The sequence below is a fragment of the Lentzea sp. NPDC020367 genome (assembly GCF_044387305.1).
Classification (GTDB): domain Bacteria; phylum Actinomycetota; class Actinomycetes; order Mycobacteriales; family Pseudonocardiaceae; genus Lentzea.
The window spans coordinates 1397483-1418668 of record NZ_JBIRVV010000001.1 but is presented as its reverse complement, the minus strand read 5'-3'; the positions used below and the strand labels follow the sequence as shown (position 1 = coordinate 1418668).

Genomic DNA, 21186 nt, shown 5'->3' with positions numbered 1-21186 from the left:
CCGATGCGGGCGGCGCACCTGCACTTCATGGTCGCATCACCCAGGTTTCGGACGCTGGTGACGCACATCTTCGTGCGCGGCGACTCCCACGTGGAGTCGGACACCGTGTTCGGGGTGCGGGACTCCCTGGTGAAGGACTTCGAACGGCAGGGCGCGCCCAGCCCGACGGGCGGGACGGGGAGTGGACGCGGGTGCGGTTCGACATCGTGCTGGCGTCAGCTCAGGAGCAGCAGTAGCCGGGTGTGGTTGACGGTGGCTGGTTGGTGGGGCGGCGCCGGCTCATACGTGGGTGATTCGTAGTAGTAGTTCTCGGTCAGCGCGCGCAGGCGTGGGTCGTACGCGGGGTGGAAGCGGTAGGCCATGCCGTCGTGGAACTCGAGCGGGCCGTGGTAGTCCTGCACCTGGCCGAGCGGGAGGCCGGTCCACGCGTCCAGGTAGGCCTCTGCGCCTGGCGGCAGCGGTCCGTCACCGGAGTAGTAGTTCTCCACCGCGCTCACTCCTCGCTCGGTCTGCGGAGCCAGAACGTGCGCTGGATCCAGTCACTGCTGTCCGGGGTGCCCGCCTCCGGGCCGAAGATGCCGTTGCGGACCTCCTCGGTGACGAGCTCCCAGCCCGCGGCGCCCAGCCGATTCAGCTCGCGGTGGGCGGTGTCGGCGGCCTGCTCGGCGATGGTGGGGCCGGTTCTGGCGAGCACGAGCCGGTCGCCGAACCGGGTCCTCGTCCCGGGGTCGGCGGCCGGTTCGTCGCCGCGCAGGTGCTCGAGTTCGGTGCGGGTGCCGTTCGGTTCCACCAGCGCGGTCGCGACGGTCCACATCTCGGCGGCCACGTCCTCGAAGGTGACGACGCGGGTCGTGACCTCGCGGCTGCGCACCTCACCGCGCCATCGGAAGTCTGTGGGCGGTGTCGTGTCCATCGGCGGGCGTGAACAGCAGTTCTCGTGGTTGGCCGACTGTTTGGCGGGGATGAGGGGATGCGGTGACGTTCGGTACGGGTGCCTGCGGCAGCTCGTGCAGCAGAGTTCGTGCAACTCGGTGATCACGACCATCTTGAAAACGTCGAACTCGCGGTAGGTCAGGTTCTTGCCGTGGCACGGCTCGGCGTCGAGGTTGGTGGGCCGCCGCCCTTCGGTGGTGCCTTTCAGCCGCCACTGCGCCGGGTCGGCCGGGGTCTCGTAGACCGTGCGCTTCTCGCGCACCTGGACCAGGCGCGCGTACTGCCATCTGACCACGGCACCTCGGTCGGTTGCGGCTTCTCCTCTCATCGACGGGCGGCGCGTTCGTGTTTCGCGGCAACGGCCCCGCGTGGAGGGCGGGGCCCGTTGCCGGGGGTGCTCACTCCGTCGCGGTCACCTCGAACTGGTGGAGCTGCGTGTTCTGGCCGGGCTTGACCACGCACGGGGCCTTGAGGGTGCCGAGGAACGTCTCCGAGCCGTCGGATAGGCGCGGGGTCAGGGTCAGCTCGGCGTCGCCGAGGCCGGTCCTGGCGGTGCCCGCGTTGGCGAAGGTCATCGGGGCGAGCGTGCCGGTGGCGGTGACGTCGAAGATGCCGGTGCCCACCGGGCTCTTCGGGATGGTCAGCGTCGAGGTCAGGTTCTGGGCGGTGCCCGCGTTGTCGACGGGGATGGTGGTGGTCAGGCTTCCTTCGACGGTGGTGGCGCCGAGCCAGTTCAGCACGTCGGAGGCCTGCTGGGAGACCGTGGTGACGACCTTGGTGGAGGCTTCGGCGGTGGGCTGGCCGACCACGGCCGCGTCGGGGAGGCCCTCCGCGGTGACCTTCGACGGCATGTCCTGCGCGCCGATAAGCATGAACGTGCAGGAGTAGGTGAGGGTCAGCTCGGCGTTCGCCGCCTGGCTGGTGCCCGCCGTCGCCAGGCCCAACGCCGCCGCACGAGCCGTGCGGCGTTGCGAAGATCTACTGCTTATCGAGCGATCGGTCAGTGCGACGGGCGCAGCGGGTTGCCGGTGCGAGACCGGCTGCGGCGGCTACCAGGGCGTTCGCCGGGCAGCGCTGGTCGGCCGCCGATCGGTGGGCGTGGTCCGTCGCGCTGAGACCAGGGAGCGGGTTCGACGGCGCTGTCGAGGTAGGGCGAGGCCGCGGGGGCGGGCCGGACGAACTCCCTTTGGTGTGCCGGGGTGTCCAGGCCGCGTCGGCTCGTCCAGCGGGTGTCGGCGCTGATGACCAGCGCGCCGATCATTTGACCGGAGACTCAGGTTGTAAATCCGTACGTCGCCAGCGAGTGCTCGGCGGCTTGATCAACGAGTACGAGCCTGCAGCCGCTTGATCCGCAGATCAGACCGTTGAGCCACGTTTTGGCACCCCACACGCCGTGCAGTACTCCGACGGGACCGTCTCGGCGGAGTCCCTCCACGAGTATTGGCATGCCGCTTGACCTGTGCGGACGTAATTTTCGGCACGCACAGGTTGCGCTGCTGGCGACCGGTCGAGACCCCGACGCCAGCTGATCGTCATGAATACTCAAGCAACACGCTCCGCGGCTACTTAAGACTGGGCGGCAGGACCGGGTCCGGCCAGACTCTGGTCCAGGTGCTCGGCGAGTCGCTCGCTCACAGCGGCTGCCCGCCGGTGTCATTGGCGTGGCTCTCTCATGGCATGCGTCTCGCCGGGCACCGCGCGAGGAGTGGCTGAAAAGGGGTCTGTCCTGCTCGAAGTAGCGGTGCCCTCCTTGCCGATATCCGTGTCGAGGCAAGGAGAACCGGATGCCCGTGATCATCGGAATGGATCCGCATAAACGGTCGGCCACGATCGAGGTGATCAACGAACTCGGCAACATGATCACGGCCGGAGAATTCGGGACAGACCAGATCGGATATGCCGAGATGCTGGCAACCGGGCGCCGGTTCAGTGACCGGGTGTGGGCGGTCGAGGGCTGCAACGGCGTCGGCCGTCATATCGCCTACCGGCTGATCCACGACGGCGAGAGCGTCCTGGACGTGCCGGCGAAGTTGTCGGCGCAGGTGCGGGTGTTCGCGACCGGCAACGGCCGCAAGACCGACCCGATCGACGCGCACTCAGTAGCTCTGGTCGCGCTGCGGACCCCGAATCTGGTGCGTCTCCAGGCCGACCGGAACTGGTCGTGATGGGCATGCTGGTCGACCGTCGTGACGAGCTCGGTCGCGCGCGAATGCAGACCGTCAACCGTCTCCACCGCCTGCTGCTGGAGCTGTTTTCCGGTGGAGCAAAGAAGTTCCTGTCCGCGATGCAAGCACGCGCGCTGGTCGCGACGATCAAGCCACGGGACGTAGTGGGCAAGACTCGACGCCGACTGGCGGTCGAGCTGATCGCAGAACTCGAGACCATCGACAAGAAGATCAAAGCCGCGGACAGAGATCTCCGCGAGCTGGTGATCGCCCGCGGCTCCACTCTGCTCGACCTGCACGGCATCGGCCCGTCTGGTGCCGCACGGCTGCTGGCCGATGTCGGCGACATCCACCGGTTCGCCGGCCGGGACCGATTCGCGTCCTGGAACGGCACCGCGCCGTTGGACGCATCCTCGGGCGATCAACAACGGCATCGCTTGTCCCGCGCCGGTAACCGCAGAATCAACCGGACGCTGCACATCATGGGAGTGGTTCAGCTCCGCAATCCCACCGCTGGTCGTGTCTATTTCGATGGGAAGAAGGCGGCTGGCAAGACCTCGATGGAAGCGATGCGCGCTCTCAAACGACGGTTATCGAACGTCGTCTACGCCCGCATGCTCGTCGACCAGAAACGACGTGAGGCGGCAGGCCCGGGAGGGCACTCGGGGACGACTCTGCAATCCAGCGTGACCGGCCTGACCCCGGACACCGGCCCTTCGGACAAGCCACAACCCGAACCTGCCACCCGCAAGCCTAGCCTCGCCAGGGCCACCCCTTGACATAAAGGGGAGCCATGAGAGTGCGTTGCGGCGTGGTCGCTTCACGTGGAATTTTGTTGCCACGCAACTCGACGCACGCGACGACTTCGACGACGAGCTGCCAGAGCTCGCCGCCCGGCTCCGGTAGCTGCGGGCCGAGCTCGCCGTGCCGGGGGACGGGCAACAAACTGCGGAAGTCGTGGGCCGAAAGGACGCCCTGGTCACAAGTGTCCGGCAACATACCCGCTCGCCCGCTTCAGCCTGCCACCACGCCTCGCGGAACTGCGGGAGGCCGGATAGCGCCCCAGCGCGGCCGGACCCGCTCCTGCGGCGCCTCGGGCGGACGCGGACGGACTCGAACGGCTCCGAGCCGACCGCGATGACCGTCTTTGCCTCGCGTTCGAGATCGTCGAGAGTGCTCGCCCCCCGCAGACCACGTCCTCGATGAAGCACAGGTCGTTCAGGTACCGCAACAAGGACTGACTCGGGCGCCCGCCCAGCTGTTCTCACAGCGCCGTGATCATCTGCTCCTGGTCCTGCATCGAGCGAAACTACCCCAAAGTGGTGCATCACTCTGGGCACATGAACGAACCGGAGCGGCTTCCACGTCTGACCTCGGTACTGCGCTGCGACAAGGCGCGTTGCCGTCGAAATCACGGCGCTGGTGATTGCCCTGGCGGCCTTAGTTGCTGCGGTGGGTGAACGTGTGGCCTTGGTAGGGCTTCGGCCAGGTTCTTTGGTCAGCGCGATGTTGGCCCGTTCGAGGGCCCAATCGACGTAGTCGCCGAGATGATTGTGCCGCCGTAAGCGACGACGAGGCTGTGTTGTCCGATCAGCTGTTTGGATCCTTTGTTCCTCTGACGAGTTCGCACAACCTCAGAAGCACCTGTGGCGTGACTTCGCTGATTAGACCTTCCTGTTCGCAGCGTTGGCCGGTTGTGGCGATCCGTGCCGCCAGCGCTCGAAGCAGAGGTGGCCCATTGGCGGCGAGCTGTACGGCCTGGTGCTGCCACCTCTGCAGTTCGTCGGGATCTTCCTCGAGCTTCGCGCCACGCTGCCACATCTCCGGTTCCATACCGACCGGGATGATCGTGCGGTCCAGGCCGCGTTCGACGGAGGCGATGATCTCGATGCCAGGGGGATCGAGATCGCACCAGGCAGCAAATCGCATGACGTTCAGCCGTTGCAGGAAGGGCACGAGGCCGGTGCTCGGATTTCCCTCCGTCCAGACGACGAGCCAGTCACGCACGACTTCGGGACGTTTGGCGAGGTCCTGAAAGTTCGTGATGTTCTCGACGAGAAGGACACCTTCGGCCTCGCAGGCCAGGTCTCCGTGGGCGAGCACACCTCGCGCGGGAACGTCGATCCACGGCCGCGCGGCTGAGGCGTTCGCGACGATGTCTTCCTCGTGGGTCCAGCGCAACTTGCCGGCGACCCGGATCGGCGCATCCGGCCAGCTCAGCGCGTCTTTGTAGTCCTTGTCTATCAAGAGCGCGAATGCTTCCAGCTGCCGGACCGTCCACTTCTTCGAGCCTCCCAAGGCGTTGGCGGCCACTTGGCGTTCCCACGGCGGCTCCTTGGGATTCCACAGAGGCCACCAGTACGCACTCGCGCGGATGGCTGCCACGTAGGTCCGCCACGAGCGCGTTTCGGTGGCGGACTCCGCTGGGACCTGCCTGGTGGCCGAGGACTTCAGCTGTTCGAGCAGGCGTCGTTCGCGGTCGAGGTGAGACACCGGTGTCATCACAGCCACGAGGTCCGCTCGCTCGCCTCGCACCCTGGCCGTGTTGACGATCCGCCGGTAGCGCGCCCTGCCGCGGTCGGTGATGATCGGGCCGTCCAGTCCGATGGTCAGCTGTCGTAGACCGATCCGGAAACGTGTCCGTCGCAACGCCGCGTCCGCACGCGCCAGGTGGACTTTGCCCTCGTCCACGACGTTGCCGTCGCCGAAGAGGTCCTTGATCTCGTCGGCGATGTCATTGCGGCAGCCGGGAACCGGCATCCAGCCGCTGATCTTGCCGCGGTTGCCAAACCACTTTCGCAAGGTGGTGCAGAAGGCATCTCCACCGGTGGTTTCGGCCCATCGCCTGAGCCCCGGGTCTAGATGGATCGTCATTTCTGCCCCCACTCCAGTGTCGGTGTTACCACGGGCGACGCCACAGCGGGATCTTCCCGCTCGTGCTGCTGAATGCCGTCCCAGAAGATCGGGGTCGTCAGCACTCCTTCAATCGCCGGATCCCGGTACAGCTGGTAGGTGGCTACGCCCGGAACAGTTTTGTGGAAACCCCACTCGTCGTGACTGGCCATCACGAAGTCGAGGTCCAACTCGGTGAGCAGACCCATGCAGCTGGCCCTCATCTCCGTGTCAACACCGGCGAAGGCCTCGTCCAAGTACACCGGCCGCGGTGCTTTGGGGTCAGCGCCGGTGTAGTGCGCTGCGGCAGCAGCGAAGAGCGGAAGTTGCAGCATGACCGCCTTCTCACCACCGGATCCCTTGCGGTGTAGCTCGTCGGTGAGCTTCGTGTACCGCTGCCTGCCCTCCGTCTTCACCTGCAACTCGAACCGACACCAGCTTCGGTAATCCAGGGCCTTGGCGAGCTCCTTCCGCCAGTCCGCCCGCTGGTCCGAGCGCACGTCCTCGATCCGGGCGGACAGGAAGCGCACCAGCGCCTCGCGGCCCTTGTCGTCCAAGAACGTGGTTGCTCCAGCATCCAGCAGCTTCAGTGCTTCTTCCATGTCCGGCCCGCCTTCGTCGACCGGTTTCCACTCCAGCTGCAGAGTGACCTTGGAGGCGGTGGCGTGCTCCTCCAGCTGTTTGTTGATCCGGTCCTTAAGGCGCTTCGCATCCCTGCGACGCAGCCGGAGGTGCTCACCTACCGAGCCGAGCAGCACCTCGCTGAACAGCTTCCGCTCTTCTTCATGGATGTAGGTCTTCCTTGTGCTGATCTCGTTAGCGAGCAGGTCCAGTAGTTGCGGAACCTCGTGGTCGCTTTCCCTGAACGTGATCTGGACGAGGAAGATCTCTCCGTCGTAGCTTCCCCACGGTTTCCACATCGGGTCGGCGAGCTCGAGCTGCAGGTGCCGGAACTGGTTATCGACCTCGTTCCGGACGTTGTTCCGTTCGGCGTCAGTAATGTTGAGATCCCTGAAACGGCGTTCAACCTTGCGTGTCAGGGCAACAGTTTGTCCGATGTCCGTGGGCGACGTGTTCGAGGAGAGCTCGGCGTCCGCGGTGAGGCGCAGCACCCCTCCGTCGCAAGCGCGCCGGAAGGCGGTCGCCACGATGCCCAACTCTTTCTCAGTTCGGGTGACCTCATCCGCCAGAGACTCAAGCCGCCCTTCGGCTTTTCCTCGCTCGCTGAACACCTGGTCTCGACGTTTGGCGAGCGAGGTCAAGCTCTCCATGATCACACGCAGGTCCCCGCTGGTGCGCTCGAGTTCTGCGAGGACGTCCTGAGCAGACGCTCCGAGGAACGACGAGCGTGTCTCATGCTCGGTCTCAAGCTCCAGCAGGCGATCTGCCGCCGCGCGCGCGGCCTCGGCCGGAGGTACTGCTTCCTCCCTGAGTTCTTTCACCCGGCGGGTCGCGGTGTCGACTTCTATGCGGCATCTCCGGTGTCCGTCAGCGCGGTTCGCGAGCTGTGCCAGGGCTACACCGAATTCGTTGAGGCTGTCGTTCAGTGCGTCAAGTCCGGCCGCTCGGATGGGAACCGTGTGCTCGGTCCCGTACCTCTCGAGGGTGGATCTCTCCTCGTTGAACGCCTCCGCTGCAGCGTCGAGCTCGGCTCGCTTCTTCTGAACATCCACCTCGCGTTTGCGAAGTTGCGCCGCTGCGGCCTCCAGGTGCGTGAGCGCCGTGCGCAAAGGCTCGTCGGTTGGCTGGGCCTTCTGTTCTTGCTGTAACCTGTGGCGCCGTTCTGTCACGTCCCGCTGAGCTTCAACGACTGCTGCGAGCGCGCTGTCCAGCGACGTGGTCTCGTCGTCGATCTCAGCGAGCCGGCGATGCCTAGCTTGCGTCCTGGCTCGTTCACCGATATAGCTTGCGCGGTGTTCACCGGTCTGGCCGTGCAACGGACCGAGCTGCCATGCTCCGGTGGACGTGAGCCAGGGTTGCGCTGTCAGCGTCGCGTTGTCCTGCAAGTAGCCGATGCTGTTCAGCACCGCCGAGATGGCGGTGCCGGATACCCCGAAGCCCTCGGAAACGGTTACGGCGTTAGCAAGGGACAGCGACCTGTCGCGAGTGTCCGGAAGGACGACGGTTTCCCAGGTGTCGGCGTCAAGCAGTTCCCCGTCCGGCGTCACCCAGGCGTCCAGGAGCCCAGCACCGAGCAGGGCCGCCTCCAGCCCGTCCCGTTCGCCGTCGGTCAGGTGGTCGGCGAAGTCGACCAGCTTCCAGAGCGGAGCGCCGCCTGCGTCTCGATCTTCGTCTGCTCGCCGCGGGACGAGAGGACGTGGACGTTCCGGGAACTTCTGTGCTGCAACGCGTTCATGTTCTCGTAGCGCGGCTTCCCTCGCCAGCGTGAGCTGTTCACCTTGTAGTTCGATCCGGGTGCGTTGTTCGGTCAGCCTGGCTTCTGCGCGTGCGACGTGGGTGTTCACTAGCTGGGCCAGAGGGGAGCGGGACTCGTCTCCCAGGTTCTCGACCGCATCGAGCATTATGTCGACGGCGTCGTCATCGACGATGCACTCTTCGCAGTGCTCGGCCCACGCCAGGACCGCATCGCATACGAGCTGGACCTGTTCGCTGACCGAAGTCTCTTGTTCCTTGACCTGTTGGCGCGCCTCGTCCCGCACGCGGGCGCAAGCATCGTGCTGATCCTGCACGCGGTCGTGCGCCCGCACCAGCTCTTCGTACGCGTTGATGAGTTGTCGCGCCTTGACAACTTCGTTTCTGCGAAGCGCGGCTGCGGCCTCAAGGGCGCGCTGTGGTCCATCTACATCGGATTCCCAGCGAGGCCACCACTCGGCCCGTTCGACGGACAACCCGCATTGATCGGCCTGTAAGCCCGTCCGCTGCATGAGGTCGGCCAGGTTGGCGAGACTTCGCTTCTCGGCCTTGGTCTTCTCCTCGAACTGATCTGCTGCATCTGTGGCGCGTTTCGCGGCTTGCCCTGCCTGACGTTCAGCGTCTTTAGCCGTGGACTTCTGGTCCAGGATCGTTGTCCACAGCTGTTCGAGGTCACGGATCTCGCCCACCTCTGGACTGTCGTGGAGCACCCTCCAACGTTCGTCAAGCTTGAGTTTTTGCGTGCGCTTCTTTTCTGCTTTGTCCTCGATCTGCTGAAGCTCCGTATCGGCGGCCTCTACTGCCGACGTGGCATCGCGCCGGTTGCCGAGCGCTGCGTTGTGCTCCTTGTTCGCCGCAACGACTTTGTCCGCCAGAAACCGCGACGTCGTCGTTGCGTATGCGCGGTACGCATCGAGGAAGTGGCTGACAGCAGAGTAGGCGGTTTCCAGCTGAAGCAGTTCCTCCTGGTCGTTCGATAAGTCGTCGAAACCTTGCGCCATCTTGTCGACGATGTCCTCGTCAACCGGAGGGAGGCCTTCGGACAGGATGGTCGCCAGCTTCTCGACATCCAGGTTCTCGCTTAGCTTGGGCCTGCGCAGCACCAGGAGGAGTTCCACCAAGCTCCGCAACCGCTCCGCACTCAGGCCGAACAGTCTATCCGCGACTTGCCGTCGGTACTGACCCGCCTGGGTGAACACGGAATCAGGTCCAAGAACCTGCGTGAGTGTGGCTTCTGTGTGCTGGTGGCGCTGGGAGTCGTAGAGCCGGAAATCGGCACCGACGCGTTGATCCGTGACGAAGTACCACGACTCAGGCGCACCCTTCTGGGACTCCCAAGCCTTCATTCCCGCGCCGATCGTCACGAACTCTACGGACCCGTCCTTGGCCAGTCGGCCGTACTCGCACCACACATAGCCGATCTGGCTGGTTCGGCCGCCGTGCAACAGGTTCTCGCGCATTGGGCGAGCCTTGCTGCCGAAGGGATCGAGTCGTTGCGTGGTCAGGTTCGCGTCGAAGAGGAAGGGGCTGGTCACCTCCAGCACCTTGGTCTTGCCGCTTCCGTTGCGGCCGTGCAGGATCAGTCGGCCGTCATGGAACCGGAACTCCTGCTCGGAGTACTGCCACATACCGAGCAGGCCTGTGCGCATCGGCTGGAATCGCGTTCTGCTCGGTTGCGGCAATCCGGTGAACGGGTCGCCGTCGCGGCTTCCGGACTCGCTCGCTTCATCGATGGTCATCGCCAGGCTCCGTGATGTCGTCCAGGTCGGGCAGCGCCAGGTCGAATGGCAGCGGGTCAGGTTGCGGAGCCTCGGGTGGGAGCACGTTGCGGTAGCGGCCGAGCGCCGGCAGTAGCCGGAGTTGTCCGGGACCAGCCTCCTCGACGAGCCGCAGTTTTGTCAGCAGCCTGGTCGACTTGGACAGCACGTCCGCTCGGCCGGCAATCGACTTGACGCCGCGAGCACGAAGTTCTTCCGCGACCATCTCTGCGGCAGCGTTGAGCCCGTCGTCTCCTACGATGGCACCCGACCCGGCTCCAGGTAAGCCTGCCAGCGCCGATGCGAAGAGCAGAGCGGCATACGGTTCAGCGGGATCAGCAGGGAACTTGATGTCGGAGAGCTCATCGTCGACGAGAGCGATCCCTTCGGCGCGAACCTCTAGGCGAGCGTCTAGCACTTCGGTCACCTGACGGACGAACATCGGCCGCTGGGCCCTGAAGTACTCCGTCTCGTCCTCGGACAGGTCGGCGAAGTACACCACCGGTTCGTCGACGAGCCGTCTCATCAACGTGTGCCGTCGCCGACGGCTGGCACCTTCCGCAGTCTCCGGATGGAGCTGGCGGGTGAGCTCCCGCGGGATCCCGGCACGCGATGGCGGCGTAGGTGAGCACGGCAGCAGCGCGGCGGTTCGCCGGTCCACGTCGTAAATGGCGTTGCCGTTGCCGTGCACGTAGTCCTTCTCCTGGGCTCGTGTGGTGGCGTCGTCTTGAACCGTGATCAGCGCACCGTGCTCGACGAGCAAGCGGATCGCATTGACGAGGTGCTGTTTCTCTGTAGGCGAAGCCGGGTCGAAGGTCCGCACGTCTGCGGAGGCCGAAAGCGTCACCACCCGGTGGCTGAGGTCGGTGATTACCGTCTGCTCGCCGATGTCCTCTAGAGAGGCGAGCAGCAGGCAGTAGAGGACGCAACAGCGTGCTTCCGGAGCATCTGACTCATAGCCGTTCGGCGGCTGAGGCACCTTGGCTAGCCGGACGACGTCCCGATCGAGCACGACGTGCCACCCGAGGTAATGATCGAACCACTCGCGGAGCACCTCGTAGTGTTCGTGCACCAGATCGACGACTCGGCCGTGCCTGCGGCCGGCTTTCAGCACCGGGAAACGCAGCAGCGCTCTCGCAGCTTCGCTGACTTCAGCTCGTCTGGCCTCCTCGAAGATCACCGTGCGACTCCGACGACCTCGAGCGATAGGGTGAAGTCCTGGAGCCGGATGCGCCCATGGCACGATTCGACCACCGCCCATGCATCGGGTTCAGGCGGGTCCGCGAGCACCACCTTCAGCTGCCCGTCACTCGACACCGCTCGTCGTGAACCGTCCTGCCGCCGGCGTGCAGCCAGTGCGATGTCTAGACAACGGATCAGTACCGCGAACTCCGCTTCGGACAGCGGACCTAGGCCGGACAACGCACTGGGACAGCGTTGCGCTAGCGTGGCTGCTGCCTGACCGGCGGCGGCCCCCTCGGCCTGACGCTTGGCTTGCAGGAACTTCTTCGCCGCGGAGGGGTCAGTGACGCGAGCGGGGCGACCGGTCCGAGATCGGGGGCCGTGTTTGCGTAGCCGAGCGGAAATCTCCACGGCGTCGCCTTCCCACCAGCTCGTGGCCGGCCGGAGGTCTTGATCGTCCTCTAACGGGTGGGGATGGCCGAAGTGCCGGGCAGAATACGTTCCGAAGGCTGCCCGCCAGAGCGCTACCACGTCGGCGCGTGAATCAGCGGCTTCGAACCACCTGGCTAGGATGCGCAGGTCCGTTTGCCGGTCGAACCGGCGGAAGCGCTGGTCGTTCATCCTGCGGATCAGGGCCACGATCCGGTTGACCGCCTCGACGGCACGTTCCTGCAGGGTGCTGACCATCGGAGGGCGGTCGTGCTCGGAGAAGAACCAGCTGCGCAAGCCCGACCAGCGGGCTCGTAACACCTGGATGTTCTCCTCGATCATGTCTTCGAGCGCAACGCCGAGCACCGGCGCGGCGTCCACACGCGCGATCACGGGGAGCGCGTCGGCGATTCCGGCATCCTCAGCGTCGCTGATCGCGTGAGCGATGTCGGCGGCGAGCGCGGAAAGCCCGACTGAAAACGTCCGAAGGTACTCGACCACGACTGCCTTGTACGCGAGGAAGGCATCTGTCTCGACGTCCCGGCCGGGTTCCAGCGACCGGCTCAGCCCTTGCACGAACAACTTGGCGTTCTCGGTCAATTGCGTGAAGCCGTTGAAGACGCGTGCCAGAGCACCAGCGGCCAACGCCGGTCGCTTTTCCTCATCGTCCGATTTCAGGGAAGTCGCAAGCTGTTCCAGCGCGTGCAGCACTTCAGGCAGCATCGCTGCCTGAAGGGCGCCGGCGTTCCCGATCTCCTCGTCCAGCCGCGTCAACTCGCGGTGTACGCGGGTCCCGTCGGAAGTCATTTGGTAGAGGAAGTCCTGCTTGAGGAACTCCTGCACGCTGCCCTTGCGCTGAGTGTTCGGGATGCGCTCGACGTTGCGCCAGTTGTAGAGCCTCGTCAGCAGGGGCTCGACCGGCGGGAACTCGGTCGGTGCGCCGACGGCTTCTGACAGGAGTTCAGTCGCTCGTCGGGCGATCTCGGTGGTCGGCAAGTGCAGTCCAAGCCGTGATTCCTCAGCCACGAGTACGTCGAGCAGCATCCGGTAGTAGGGAGAGAGACGTGCGCTGCTGAGATAGGTGACGATGGACATGCGTCCACGTAGGGCGCCGGACGCGGCTGCCAGCGCGACCAGTCGTTCGTCCCAGTCCTTCCACTCGGGGAAGGGGATGTTGTCGTCCAGCGCCAAGTTCCCTCTTCTGCTGGTTCCTGCTTGTGCTGCATCGTCAGCGGGGACGAGAACCGTTACAACACAGGCAATGAAGCGGCATCGATTCCATCTCAAGGGGAAAATCCCCTGCGTTTGATCGACTCGATTCACCGTAGCGCGCCCGCCAAGAGTGAGGGCAATCAATCCCGAGGGGTCTCGTGACTGGGTGGCTTCAGGTTCGAGACCTACGCCGTGCGGCGCATCTGGAGTGCGATCCCTCGACGATCCGTTCCCAGAACTGGAGTGTCTGTTTGTACGCAGCCGGGCACGCGAGGTCGAACGAGCATTCGAACGCCTCAGCGCAAGCTTCAGTGCACGCCCACCGACCGTGAGCTGGTCGTAAAGTTCAAGATCGGCCCGGTCGAACTCCGTGAGCAGTAAGGCCAGCCGCAGGTCACCAGCGTCGTCGGCGACGAGCTGATCGTCCAGAACAGAGCGGCTCGTCGCTGGTGGCCGGGATCTGGCGCGCCATGGCGGGCTCCTTGGCGCTGCTGGATGTTGCCGTCGAGCTCAGCACATTCAGCGCTGGTCAGGCGCGAGGCTTACACTCGGTGAGTGGGAACGCCGGTCGGCGTCAAAGGACCGGGGATGTTGCCTGACCAGTCATAATGGCAGGGGATGCTGTTGCGCCGGCCTCTGTGGAGTCAAGACGACCTTAGCAATGATTGGAACTTCGCCAGCGGGTCGAGGATCTTCTCCTGGAGGATATGTCGGGAGAGAAGAGCTTCGTCACACACCGTCGCGAGCATCGGATCATTGAGCACGATGGCCGCGATGAGTGCCCGCCGGATGATGGGCCGCATCGTGGTTGCCGACTTGGCCAGCTTGTCCTGGTTCGGCTCATCTCCGTGCGCGATCTTGCTGCGAACTTTGTAGGCGTCCTCGACGTGGTGAAGGATGGCGAGACGATCTTCGTCGTCCTTGCCGATCAGCACTGCGGCACGTTGTGCCGCTTTGCGCGTGAGGTCGCCATGCGACTCACTTTCGCCGGACAAGAGGTTCTCCAGCGCTGTCACGTAGTTGAGCACGACCTGCGGTTCGTCATCAGGGAACGTGACGTCGGAGTCGTACCCGACCTTGTCGCCGGTGGACAGGTAACGGATCGCGCATCGCTGAATCCGCTTGCGGAACTTTGGATCCAGCTTCGGCTGGTGCAGGCGTGAGGTGATTTCTGTCAAGAAGCGGATGAGCTGCTCACTGCGCTTGTCGTCGATCCGGAGGGGGCCGAGCAATGGAACTTCATACTCTGCATCTGGTCCGATGTAGTTTGACGGGACTGAAGAATGTCGCTTGTCGACCCGCCGGCCCGGCTCGACGACGTGCTCGGCGACCACTTCGACAGGATCGTTCGACCAGAGGTTGAACGCCAGTAGCGGTTCCCAGGCCAAGTCTCTCGAAGGGCCGCGCGAGAACCACAGGACCCAGTGGCCGCGTAGGAGCGGAGGTTCTGTGTCGGGGACCGCGACCACGACATGCTCGCCGAACTCCAGCAACGGATCCCATGTCGGTGTCGGTGCGAAGTCTGCGGCCAGCGAAACCGGCCGGAGCCGCTTCCAGGTGTCGGCATCAGGCCTGGAGAGTTGCCAATTATCGAGATCGACTGGCCTCGGCAGGTCCCAGTCGAGGTTCAGAACGAAGTAGCGCCACACTTGCTCAGGTGGTCCGGCCAGGTAAGCCGCGAGCTGTTCCGCCAGGGCCTGGGCGTCGATCTCCTGACTTGACCGGAGAAGAGCTGCAACACCGAGCTGGTACAGCGCGCTTCCATCGAACATGCGTCCCGCGTGTTGATCCTCGTCGAGGTAGTCGTTGGCACGGGCCGCAGCGTTGGCGGCCTCGCGAACGGCGATGCTCGCGGGAAGTTCCGCCAGATGGTTGGCGGTAGCCCTGTCGGCAAGTTCAGGGTGGTCAACCGCGGATCGCTTCGCGTCGGCGATGAAACCGACCAGGGCTGAAATCAGGCTCTGGTGCTCGGGAGTCACGGTTACACGTTAGTGCCAGGAGGACGCGGGACCGCTCCGAGTGCAGAGCTGGTCATCTCGATCCGCGTCGGAGCGCCGGAGCGTCTGAACGTGGTGCCTCACAAGGATCGGTAACACGCGCGCACGATCGCCATCAACCTGGACGGGCGAACGAGGGAAGCGCACGAAGAGCTGATCTTCGTATGCGGTCAGTCACTCCTCGAGCATGTCTAGGTCGAACACCGTCGTCGACTCAGATGGGGCGGTGACTCCAACTGCTGCGTCATCGGCTGCAGTACACCTCGAAAGTCCCCTTCGTTACCGCGTGTACATACGATTCGGCGCCGGCGAGGACTCGCAGGTGCTCATTTGTTGCCGCGGCACCGGAGAGGCCTGGTTGTGCAAGCACGTTGTGGAAGCGGGGGCGTAGTTGCGGCGCGATCGACATGAGCTGGTAGAGATCCGTGAGCGCGCCGACCATAAAGGGTGAAGCGTCGGTGCGCTGGTAGTAGCGTTGTGCGCGCTTGTCGAGGTGGCGGAGCAGTGGCATCGCGCCGTGTTGGCGCCACTTCGCGCCGCGGACAGCTTGACCACACAGTTCATAGAGGTCATCGAGTCGTGCCCCGGCCTTTTTCTTGCTGGAGTACTTGCAGTGGACGAGCGTGATGTGCAGCTCCTGCTCGTCGACTCGAAGGCCGACGAGGTCGGCAGCTTCGCCAGCACCGTCGTCGTCGATGAGCAGGTTAAACTGCTGCGTGTTGAGCAGGTGCCGGACCATGTATGCCTGAATGGAGTCCGGTCGTCGCTCTGGTCCTTGGGATTCGACAGACATGTCGACACCCGCCCAGTCGAGAGCCGTCAAGCGTTCACGAGGGAACGGGCGCAGGTCGTAGCGGGGCTCGAGGAGCTTGTCCTGGGAAGTGATCATGCGGTCGTTCTCGAGCAGCAGCATGGGCTTGTTCTCGTTGATCCACTGCTGCAGCTTGGTCGAGGTCCTGGTGGTCTCGATCTGAGCGTCATTCCCAAGTGGACTGTAAATGAGGCCGCTGTCGGTGAAGTCTGCGTGATAGGGGACTTCCCAGGCCGGGGTGACGAGAGACAGAACGAACGGCCCCGAGGTGCTGAAGTCGTCAACCCGGATGTCGACGTCGGTCAGGTGGTACCTGCTGTCATCAACTCGGATCATCAGTTCGGGACCTGTGCCGAGGTAGAAGCGCCAGTCCCACTCCGCTGCAAGCAGGACGAGTTCAGGGCGCTCGGTGAGGTCTTGGGGGACGATGAAGCCGCCAAGGACCTTGGCGAGGTCGATGCTTGAGTCGAGCAGCTTCGTGCCCTGTGCGTCACACCAGTGCCGCCAGGCGCTCAGGCTCGGAGCCGTTCTGGTGGACCAGAAGCGTCCGGACAGGGCAGCGCTGATGGTGATGCGGTCGCCATCGCTGAATCCGGATGTGCTGATGTGCGTCTGGGTTTTCCCTTGCTGATCCAAGGCGTCCAGGGCGTGAAGCACGTCGCTCCCGACGTGCATGGAGAACCGATTGAAATGGTCCCTGGCATCGAGGAGCCCGATGTTCGTGGGGATCAGCCGATCGAGATGGGCCAGCACGCGGAACGTGGTCGAGCCCTTGATTGGTTTGGCGCCGGCGCCGAGTACGGCCTCGGCTAGATCCGCGTAGTCGCCGTTCTTCATGGAGCTGTGCACGTAGAGGATGCGGTGTTCTCGGTCGAAGTACATGACGATGAGCTCGTGCATGACCTGCTCGAGAGTCTTCACATCGCCCCAAGCCACCTCGTCCCGGTGCTCGACGACGAACCAGGCGATCGACGACTCCGCGCCGAGCGCGATGCTGCTGTCGAGCACGTTGTCTGGCCCGTAGAAGACCAGCGCGGCTTCCGGAGCCCAGTTCTGGGTTGGCGCGGTGTGGGCGATGGCGCTCATCTTGGGCTCGAGCAGGGCCGTTGCCACGTCCTCGGGTCCGCCGCTGAATGAGTTGTCGAACGTCGAGACGGCTTCGGCCGCTTGAGTGACTCGTTCTGTCATGTCACGCAGAAGCAGGTTCCAGTCGGCGTCTTCCCGTAGCAGGTCGCGCAGCGGGGACGCCACAATGGACGGATCACGGGCAACGAACACCGATGCGGTACCGAGATCCGTAGCGTCCGCTCGCGCGCGGGTGAACCGCCCGATGAACTGGATCATCGGGCTCAGGCTTTTCTTAACGTCGTGGAGCGCAGCGACTTTGAGCGCTGGCAAGTCGAAACCTTCGCCCAGCATGTCGACGCAGACAACAATCCGGCAGTCACGTGTCTTCAACTGCTCGTGGATCGCTCGACGGTCGGCCGCGGCTACCTTCTCATGGAGCACTGCCGGATGAAGGTCGCCGGCCTTCGCTTCGTACAACTTCAAGAGCGACTCTGCGCGAGCGACGCTTTTTGCTCGGGCCATGAGGATGTGGTTGTAGCCAGCAGCGAGGTCCTCGCGCAGCCGTGTGACCGCCAAGTCGGCCAGGACCTCGTCGGTGCCCTCGATTGCGACGACCGCTTGGTAGTCGATCGTGGTGAAGTACTCGTCGCGCTGTGCCTCGCGGAGCGGAAACCGGTAGATCGTGCGGCCAGGAACGCTCTTACCGTCTTCGCGAAACGGGGTTGCGGTGAAGAGCAGAACCCTGCGATCGGAGAACGCTTCAACGACTCGCTTCCAGCTCGGAGCTGGAGCGTGGTGGGCTTCGTCCACCATCAGGTGGGAGCACCCCTGCAAGATCACCTTGAGCGCTTCGTCAGAACACGCGTTGAGCGCATGCGGTGTCGCGACGATGACGTTGGATGTCGAAAGCAGGTGAGCTGCATCCTCGACATCTTTGATTCCGTGCTTGAAGCGCGCAACACAAGGCCGGAGTGCGTGCCGAGCGGCAATCTCCTTCTCCTGAAGGATGCCCAAGCTTTCGAACTTGCCTGCGACCTGATCCCGCAGAGCCAACGTCGGTACCAAGACGAGCAGCCGCTCTGGACGTTCCGCAAGCATCACAGCCAGCATCGTCTCGGTCTTGCCGGTTCCTGTGGGCATGACGACAACGCCGGGCTCCGTCACTCCGGTCGACCAGTATCCGATCACCGAGTGCAGAGCGCCTAGCTGAGGACGACGCAAACTGCCTGGTACACCGGGTTTCCGGAACTCGATGGCCCCTTCGAAGGAACTGGACACCGCTTCCGGAGGATGAAGTTCCCGGCTACCGCACCATGTCAGGAGCGGGCTCGCCGGATCGGTGACGTCGAGATGAGCTGTCAGCGGTCCGTCAGTCGGCGCGCTACCACCCACGACCGCTGGCCAGACACCGAACTGGTTGGACACAACCGAACCGGTATCCGTCTGATGTACCTCAAGCGTGGACTCAGGGACGAGCAGTTGTCGTACTTGATTGCGCGCGACCTTGATAGTTCGGCCCCATACTTCGTCGGTGGCAACCAGCATGCGCGCTCCGATCCCTCGCTAATGCGGTAGGTATCGGCCCTGCGGTCCAGTCGTTACGGACATTTGCGAACAACAGTCGATCGTGTGATGCAACCTGAATGATGACGGCCGCACGTCACCTGAGTAGGCGACTGACAACGTAGAAGGAGTCGCGTCCCACGCCGTGCAAGGTTGCGGAGGACAGGCTGCGTTGCCATTTCGAGGCCTACGAAACCGAGGCCGTGATGATGCCGGAAGATGCCGCGGTTGTGGGTAGTGCCCAGGGCCCTCAGGTATGGCAGGTCGGGTCGGTAACCGGTAGCTAAGATGATCGTGTCGACATGTTCTCGCTGTTCGTCGGGCCAGATGACCTTCGAGCTCTCCAGAGCGGTGAACATCTGTCGGCGGTCAGGCGTCGCTGTTTCAGGGCGTCGCGGTAGACGCCGGTGTCCAGCACCGGAGTGGTGAAGCCGTCGGGCAGCCAAGGGCCGATCGGGATGTAGTCGAGGCCGGTGCGATCGAGCCAGAAGTGCAGGTCGCGGCCGAACGGGCGTTGGTCGGAGAACTTCACGGGCTTTCGGGTAGCGAGGGTGACGTGGGTGTGTTCAGCGAGCTCCGTTGCGATCTGGACCGCGGAGTTGCCCGCGCCGACCATGATGACGCGCTGGTCGTGGAACCGCTCGGGGGAGCGGTACTGCGCGGCGTGCAGGACGGTGTTGGGGAACTCGTCGAGACCGGGCAGGGCTGGTCGGTATGGGTTGCCGAATCCGCCGGTGGCGGCGATGACGATCGGCGCGGTGAAGGTGGAGCCGTGAGCGGTGGTCACGCGGTACCCGTTGTTGAGGACGACTCCTGTTACGCGTCGGTGGGTGCGGGTGTCTGCGTTGAGGCGCCCGGCGTAGGTGGGGTCGGCGACATCGTCGCCGTGCCGCCGGTTCGAGAGGCTCGGGGCAACGGCCTGCTCGTGGCCACGGCGATGGACTCCAACGTGCTCGCCGCGGCCGACGCAGTGACCTGGTCCACCGGGTTCCAGCCTGCGCTCGGTCACCTCGGCCCGTTGCAACTGCGCGACGAGCACGGACGTGTTGCGGTGGAGGGGACGACTGCGGTGCGTAGCCGCGCCTGCATCTTCTCGGGTACGGCGGCTGGACCGGAGCCGCATCCGCGACCCCGATCGGCGTCGGGCCCACCGCGAAGGCCAGCGTCGGGAAGATCGCTGCGTCACTCGGCTGATGCTTCGTCTTTCGGGTTGGCGGACTGCTTCCATGTGGGACGTGGGACTGTGCCGCCAAGGTGCTCCTGGGCGGCTTCGATTGCGCGGGTGAGGTCCTGATTCCGCAGGAACGTGTTGATCGTGCGTGCTGCTTGGATCAGGCAGATCGCGGTCTGGAACAGGTAGGTGTCGGACTCGTTGACTGGGTAGGCCGTGAGGTCCCAGTCGGCGCGTACGAAGGCCTCGGCGCCCTTCGCTGTCGGGTGCACATAGGTTGAAAGAAGTCGATAGGCGACGTAGATCTGGCCTGCGCCCTCGTAGTCGCGACACAGTTCAGCAAAGTTCTCGATCTTCCGACGAAGTCGGTGTTTGGTGGCCTCGGCCTCCGGTCGGGTGAGGCCCTCTGGCAGTGGCCACGACGCGAGTACGGCATCGTCGAACAGTTTGCGACGACGGTCGTCGTCGAGTGCGGTGAGTGTTTCCAGTGCGTCGTAGCCCGCGTCGGCGACCCACTGCATCACCAGGGTGTGCTCCAAGATCGAGCGGACGTTCGGGGCGCTCTCGTGTCCGAGCTCGGCGTCGTGGGCGATCAGGACGAGCTTGCCGCTCCGGTTGATCCAGGCCCACCAGCCGAACACCGCCTGGAACGCAGACTCGTGCTCTGCGGTCACCGCGATCCCGCCCATCTGCGCGAGCCCGTCGAACGCTTCCAGCAGCACGTTTGTGGCCCGCACGGCGTCCTCACTGTTCATGTTCTCAGTGTCGGCTGAGACTTGACGTCTCTAAAGTGCTCAACGTGCATTGACTCAATGGACGTTGAGTGGTTTTCCTCGGTGGTGGAGCGGACGCGGCTGCACGCGGTGCTTGGTGAACCCGCGCGGTTGGCGATCGTCGACCGGCTGCTGCTCGGCGACGCCTCGCCCAGCGAGGTTGGCCGCGAACTCGGCCTGCCCAGCGACCTGCTGGCCCACCACCTGAAGCTGCTCGAACGCATCCGCTCCGACCAGCGCCGCAACTGTCTGCGCCTGCGCGCCGAGCTCCGTGAAGGCGAGCGCGTGCTCGACCTCGGCTCCGGCGGTGGCATCGACGTCCTGCTCTCCGCACGCCGCGTCGACCCCACCGGCAAGCCTACGACCTCGACATGACCGACAAGAGGCTCGCGCTGGTGCTCTCCAACACGGCCAAGGCCGGCGCCACCAACGTCGAGTTCCTCAAGGGCAACATCGAAGCCATCCCGTTGCCCGGCAAGACCATCGACGTCTTCATCTCCAACTGCGTCATCAACCTCTCTGTCGACAAGACCGCCGTCTTCGCCGAGACCTTCCGCGTCCTGCGTCCCGGCGGCCGCCTCGGCATCTCCGATGTCGTCGCCGACGACCACCTCACCCCGGCCGAACAAGCCGAACACGGCTCCTACGTCAGCTGCATCGCCGGAGCCCTCACCTTTGCCGAGTACCGCCATGGCCTCGAAGCCGCTGGCTTCGCCAACATTGAGATCACGTGGACCTTCCTGGCTGCAGGCTTGTTCGGTGGTGAGCTCGAACGAGCCAAACAAGCGATAGCCGACTACTCCGAGACATTCGGCAAGATCGCCGGCCGCATCTGGTAGGACACCGTCGGTGCGGGTGAG

At 64.5% G+C, this 21186-nt stretch carries 17 protein-coding genes; 5 read left to right on the top strand and 12 right to left on the bottom strand.

Annotation, left to right across the window (positions count from 1 at the left end; translation table 11 throughout):
* Nucleotides 1-3: 3 nt before the first annotated feature.
* On the top strand, nt 4-300 hold the full coding sequence (locus tag ACH413_RS06635) for a hypothetical protein (RefSeq protein WP_360037004.1): 297 nt from the start codon (nt 4-6) through the stop codon (nt 298-300).
* On the opposite strand, the gene ACH413_RS06630 is transcribed toward ACH413_RS06635, so the two are convergent.
* The 4 genes from ACH413_RS06630 to ACH413_RS06615 all read right to left on the bottom strand — a co-directional run bounded on the left by ACH413_RS06630 (nt 216) and on the right by ACH413_RS06615 (nt 2194).
* Nucleotides 216-497, bottom strand: coding sequence for a hypothetical protein (locus ACH413_RS06630; RefSeq protein WP_360037002.1), 282 nt, complete (start codon nt 495-497; stop codon nt 216-218). The genes ACH413_RS06635 and ACH413_RS06630 overlap by 85 nt on opposite strands.
* A complete protein-coding gene (locus ACH413_RS06625; RefSeq protein WP_360036999.1) occupies nt 494-1228 on the bottom strand; it encodes a hypothetical protein in 735 nt (244 codons plus the stop codon). The genes ACH413_RS06630 and ACH413_RS06625 overlap by 4 nt, the downstream gene beginning before the upstream one ends.
* A 103-nt stretch (nt 1229-1331) precedes the next feature.
* Nucleotides 1332-1877, bottom strand: coding sequence for a DUF6801 domain-containing protein (locus ACH413_RS06620; protein WP_360036996.1), 546 nt, complete (start codon nt 1875-1877; stop codon nt 1332-1334).
* A 56-nt stretch (nt 1878-1933) separates the two neighbouring features.
* Nucleotides 1934-2194, bottom strand: coding sequence for a hypothetical protein (locus tag ACH413_RS06615; RefSeq protein ID WP_360036993.1), 261 nt, complete (start codon nt 2192-2194; stop codon nt 1934-1936).
* 523 nt (nt 2195-2717) lie between these two features.
* Here ACH413_RS06615 and ACH413_RS06610 point away from each other — a divergent pair.
* Both ACH413_RS06610 and ACH413_RS06605 read left to right on the top strand, forming a co-directional pair.
* Complete coding sequence (locus tag ACH413_RS06610) at nt 2718-3098, top strand: transposase (RefSeq protein WP_360036990.1); 381 nt, start codon at nt 2718-2720, stop codon at nt 3096-3098.
* A complete protein-coding gene (locus ACH413_RS06605) occupies nt 3098-3877 on the top strand; it encodes a transposase (protein WP_396424895.1) in 780 nt (259 codons plus the stop codon). The genes ACH413_RS06610 and ACH413_RS06605 overlap by 1 nt, the downstream gene beginning before the upstream one ends.
* Before the next feature lie 811 nt (nt 3878-4688).
* Here ACH413_RS06605 and ACH413_RS06600 read toward each other — a convergent pair.
* From ACH413_RS06600 to ACH413_RS06565, 8 genes are all read right to left on the bottom strand, one after another.
* Complete coding sequence (locus ACH413_RS06600; protein WP_360036984.1) at nt 4689-5972, bottom strand: Wadjet anti-phage system protein JetD domain-containing protein; 1284 nt, start codon at nt 5970-5972, stop codon at nt 4689-4691.
* On the bottom strand, nt 5969-10102 hold the full coding sequence (locus tag ACH413_RS06595) for a TIGR02680 family protein (protein ID WP_360036982.1): 4134 nt from the start codon (nt 10100-10102) through the stop codon (nt 5969-5971). The genes ACH413_RS06600 and ACH413_RS06595 overlap by 4 nt, the downstream gene beginning before the upstream one ends.
* A complete protein-coding gene (locus ACH413_RS06590; RefSeq protein ID WP_360036979.1) occupies nt 10089-11300 on the bottom strand; it encodes a TIGR02678 family protein in 1212 nt (403 codons plus the stop codon). The genes ACH413_RS06595 and ACH413_RS06590 overlap by 14 nt, the downstream gene beginning before the upstream one ends.
* Nucleotides 11297-12922, bottom strand: a complete 1626-nt coding sequence (locus tag ACH413_RS06585) for a TIGR02677 family protein (RefSeq protein WP_360036976.1) — start codon at nt 12920-12922, stop codon at nt 11297-11299. Before ACH413_RS06585 ends, ACH413_RS06590 begins: the two co-directional genes overlap by 4 nt.
* A gap of 665 nt (nt 12923-13587) precedes the next feature.
* Complete coding sequence (locus tag ACH413_RS06580) at nt 13588-14922, bottom strand: hypothetical protein (protein WP_360036973.1); 1335 nt, start codon at nt 14920-14922, stop codon at nt 13588-13590.
* Between the two features lie 262 nt (nt 14923-15184).
* A complete protein-coding gene (locus tag ACH413_RS06575; protein WP_360036971.1) occupies nt 15185-18364 on the bottom strand; it encodes a DEAD/DEAH box helicase family protein in 3180 nt (1059 codons plus the stop codon).
* A gap of 301 nt (nt 18365-18665) precedes the next feature.
* A complete protein-coding gene (locus ACH413_RS06570) occupies nt 18666-19421 on the bottom strand; it encodes an NAD(P)-binding domain-containing protein (RefSeq protein ID WP_360036968.1) in 756 nt (251 codons plus the stop codon).
* Nucleotides 19422-19564: 143 nt separating this feature from the next.
* Nucleotides 19565-20308: a DUF5677 domain-containing protein gene (locus ACH413_RS06565; protein WP_360036965.1), complete on the bottom strand. Its 744-nt coding sequence runs from the start codon at nt 20306-20308 to the stop codon at nt 19565-19567.
* A 57-nt stretch (nt 20309-20365) separates the two neighbouring features.
* Between ACH413_RS06565 and ACH413_RS06560 the strand changes: the two genes are divergently transcribed.
* Together ACH413_RS06560 and ACH413_RS06555 are read left to right on the top strand one after the other, a co-directional pair.
* Nucleotides 20366-20701, top strand: a complete 336-nt coding sequence (locus ACH413_RS06560; RefSeq protein WP_360036962.1) for a hypothetical protein — start codon at nt 20366-20368, stop codon at nt 20699-20701.
* On the top strand, nt 20698-21165 hold the full coding sequence (locus tag ACH413_RS06555; protein WP_360036959.1) for a methyltransferase domain-containing protein: 468 nt from the start codon (nt 20698-20700) through the stop codon (nt 21163-21165). The genes ACH413_RS06560 and ACH413_RS06555 overlap by 4 nt, the downstream gene beginning before the upstream one ends.
* Nucleotides 21166-21186: the final 21 nt, after the last annotated feature.

Bases quoted from the DNA above. Each gene is read 5' to 3' on its own strand.
- ACH413_RS06635 (WP_360037004.1), top strand. From the start codon at position 4: ATGCGGGCGGCGCACCTGCACTTCATGGTCGCATCACCCAGGTTTCGG.
- ACH413_RS06595 (WP_360036982.1), bottom strand. From the start codon at position 10,102: ATGACCATCGATGAAGCGAGCGAGTCCGGAAGCCGCGACGGCGACCCG.
- ACH413_RS06555 (WP_360036959.1), top strand. From the start codon at position 20,698: ATGACCGACAAGAGGCTCGCGCTGGTGCTCTCCAACACGGCCAAGGCC.
- ACH413_RS06575 (WP_360036971.1), bottom strand. From the start codon at position 18,364: ATGCTGGTTGCCACCGACGAAGTATGGGGCCGAACTATCAAGGTCGCG.
- ACH413_RS06560 (WP_360036962.1), top strand. From the start codon at position 20,366: ATGGACGTTGAGTGGTTTTCCTCGGTGGTGGAGCGGACGCGGCTGCAC.
- ACH413_RS06610 (WP_360036990.1), top strand. From the start codon at position 2,718: ATGCCCGTGATCATCGGAATGGATCCGCATAAACGGTCGGCCACGATC.
- ACH413_RS06565 (WP_360036965.1), bottom strand. From the start codon at position 20,308: ATGAACAGTGAGGACGCCGTGCGGGCCACAAACGTGCTGCTGGAAGCG.
- ACH413_RS06605 (WP_396424895.1), top strand. From the start codon at position 3,098: ATGGGCATGCTGGTCGACCGTCGTGACGAGCTCGGTCGCGCGCGAATG.
- ACH413_RS06600 (WP_360036984.1), bottom strand. From the start codon at position 5,972: ATGACGATCCATCTAGACCCGGGGCTCAGGCGATGGGCCGAAACCACC.
- ACH413_RS06615 (WP_360036993.1), bottom strand. From the start codon at position 2,194: ATGATCGGCGCGCTGGTCATCAGCGCCGACACCCGCTGGACGAGCCGA.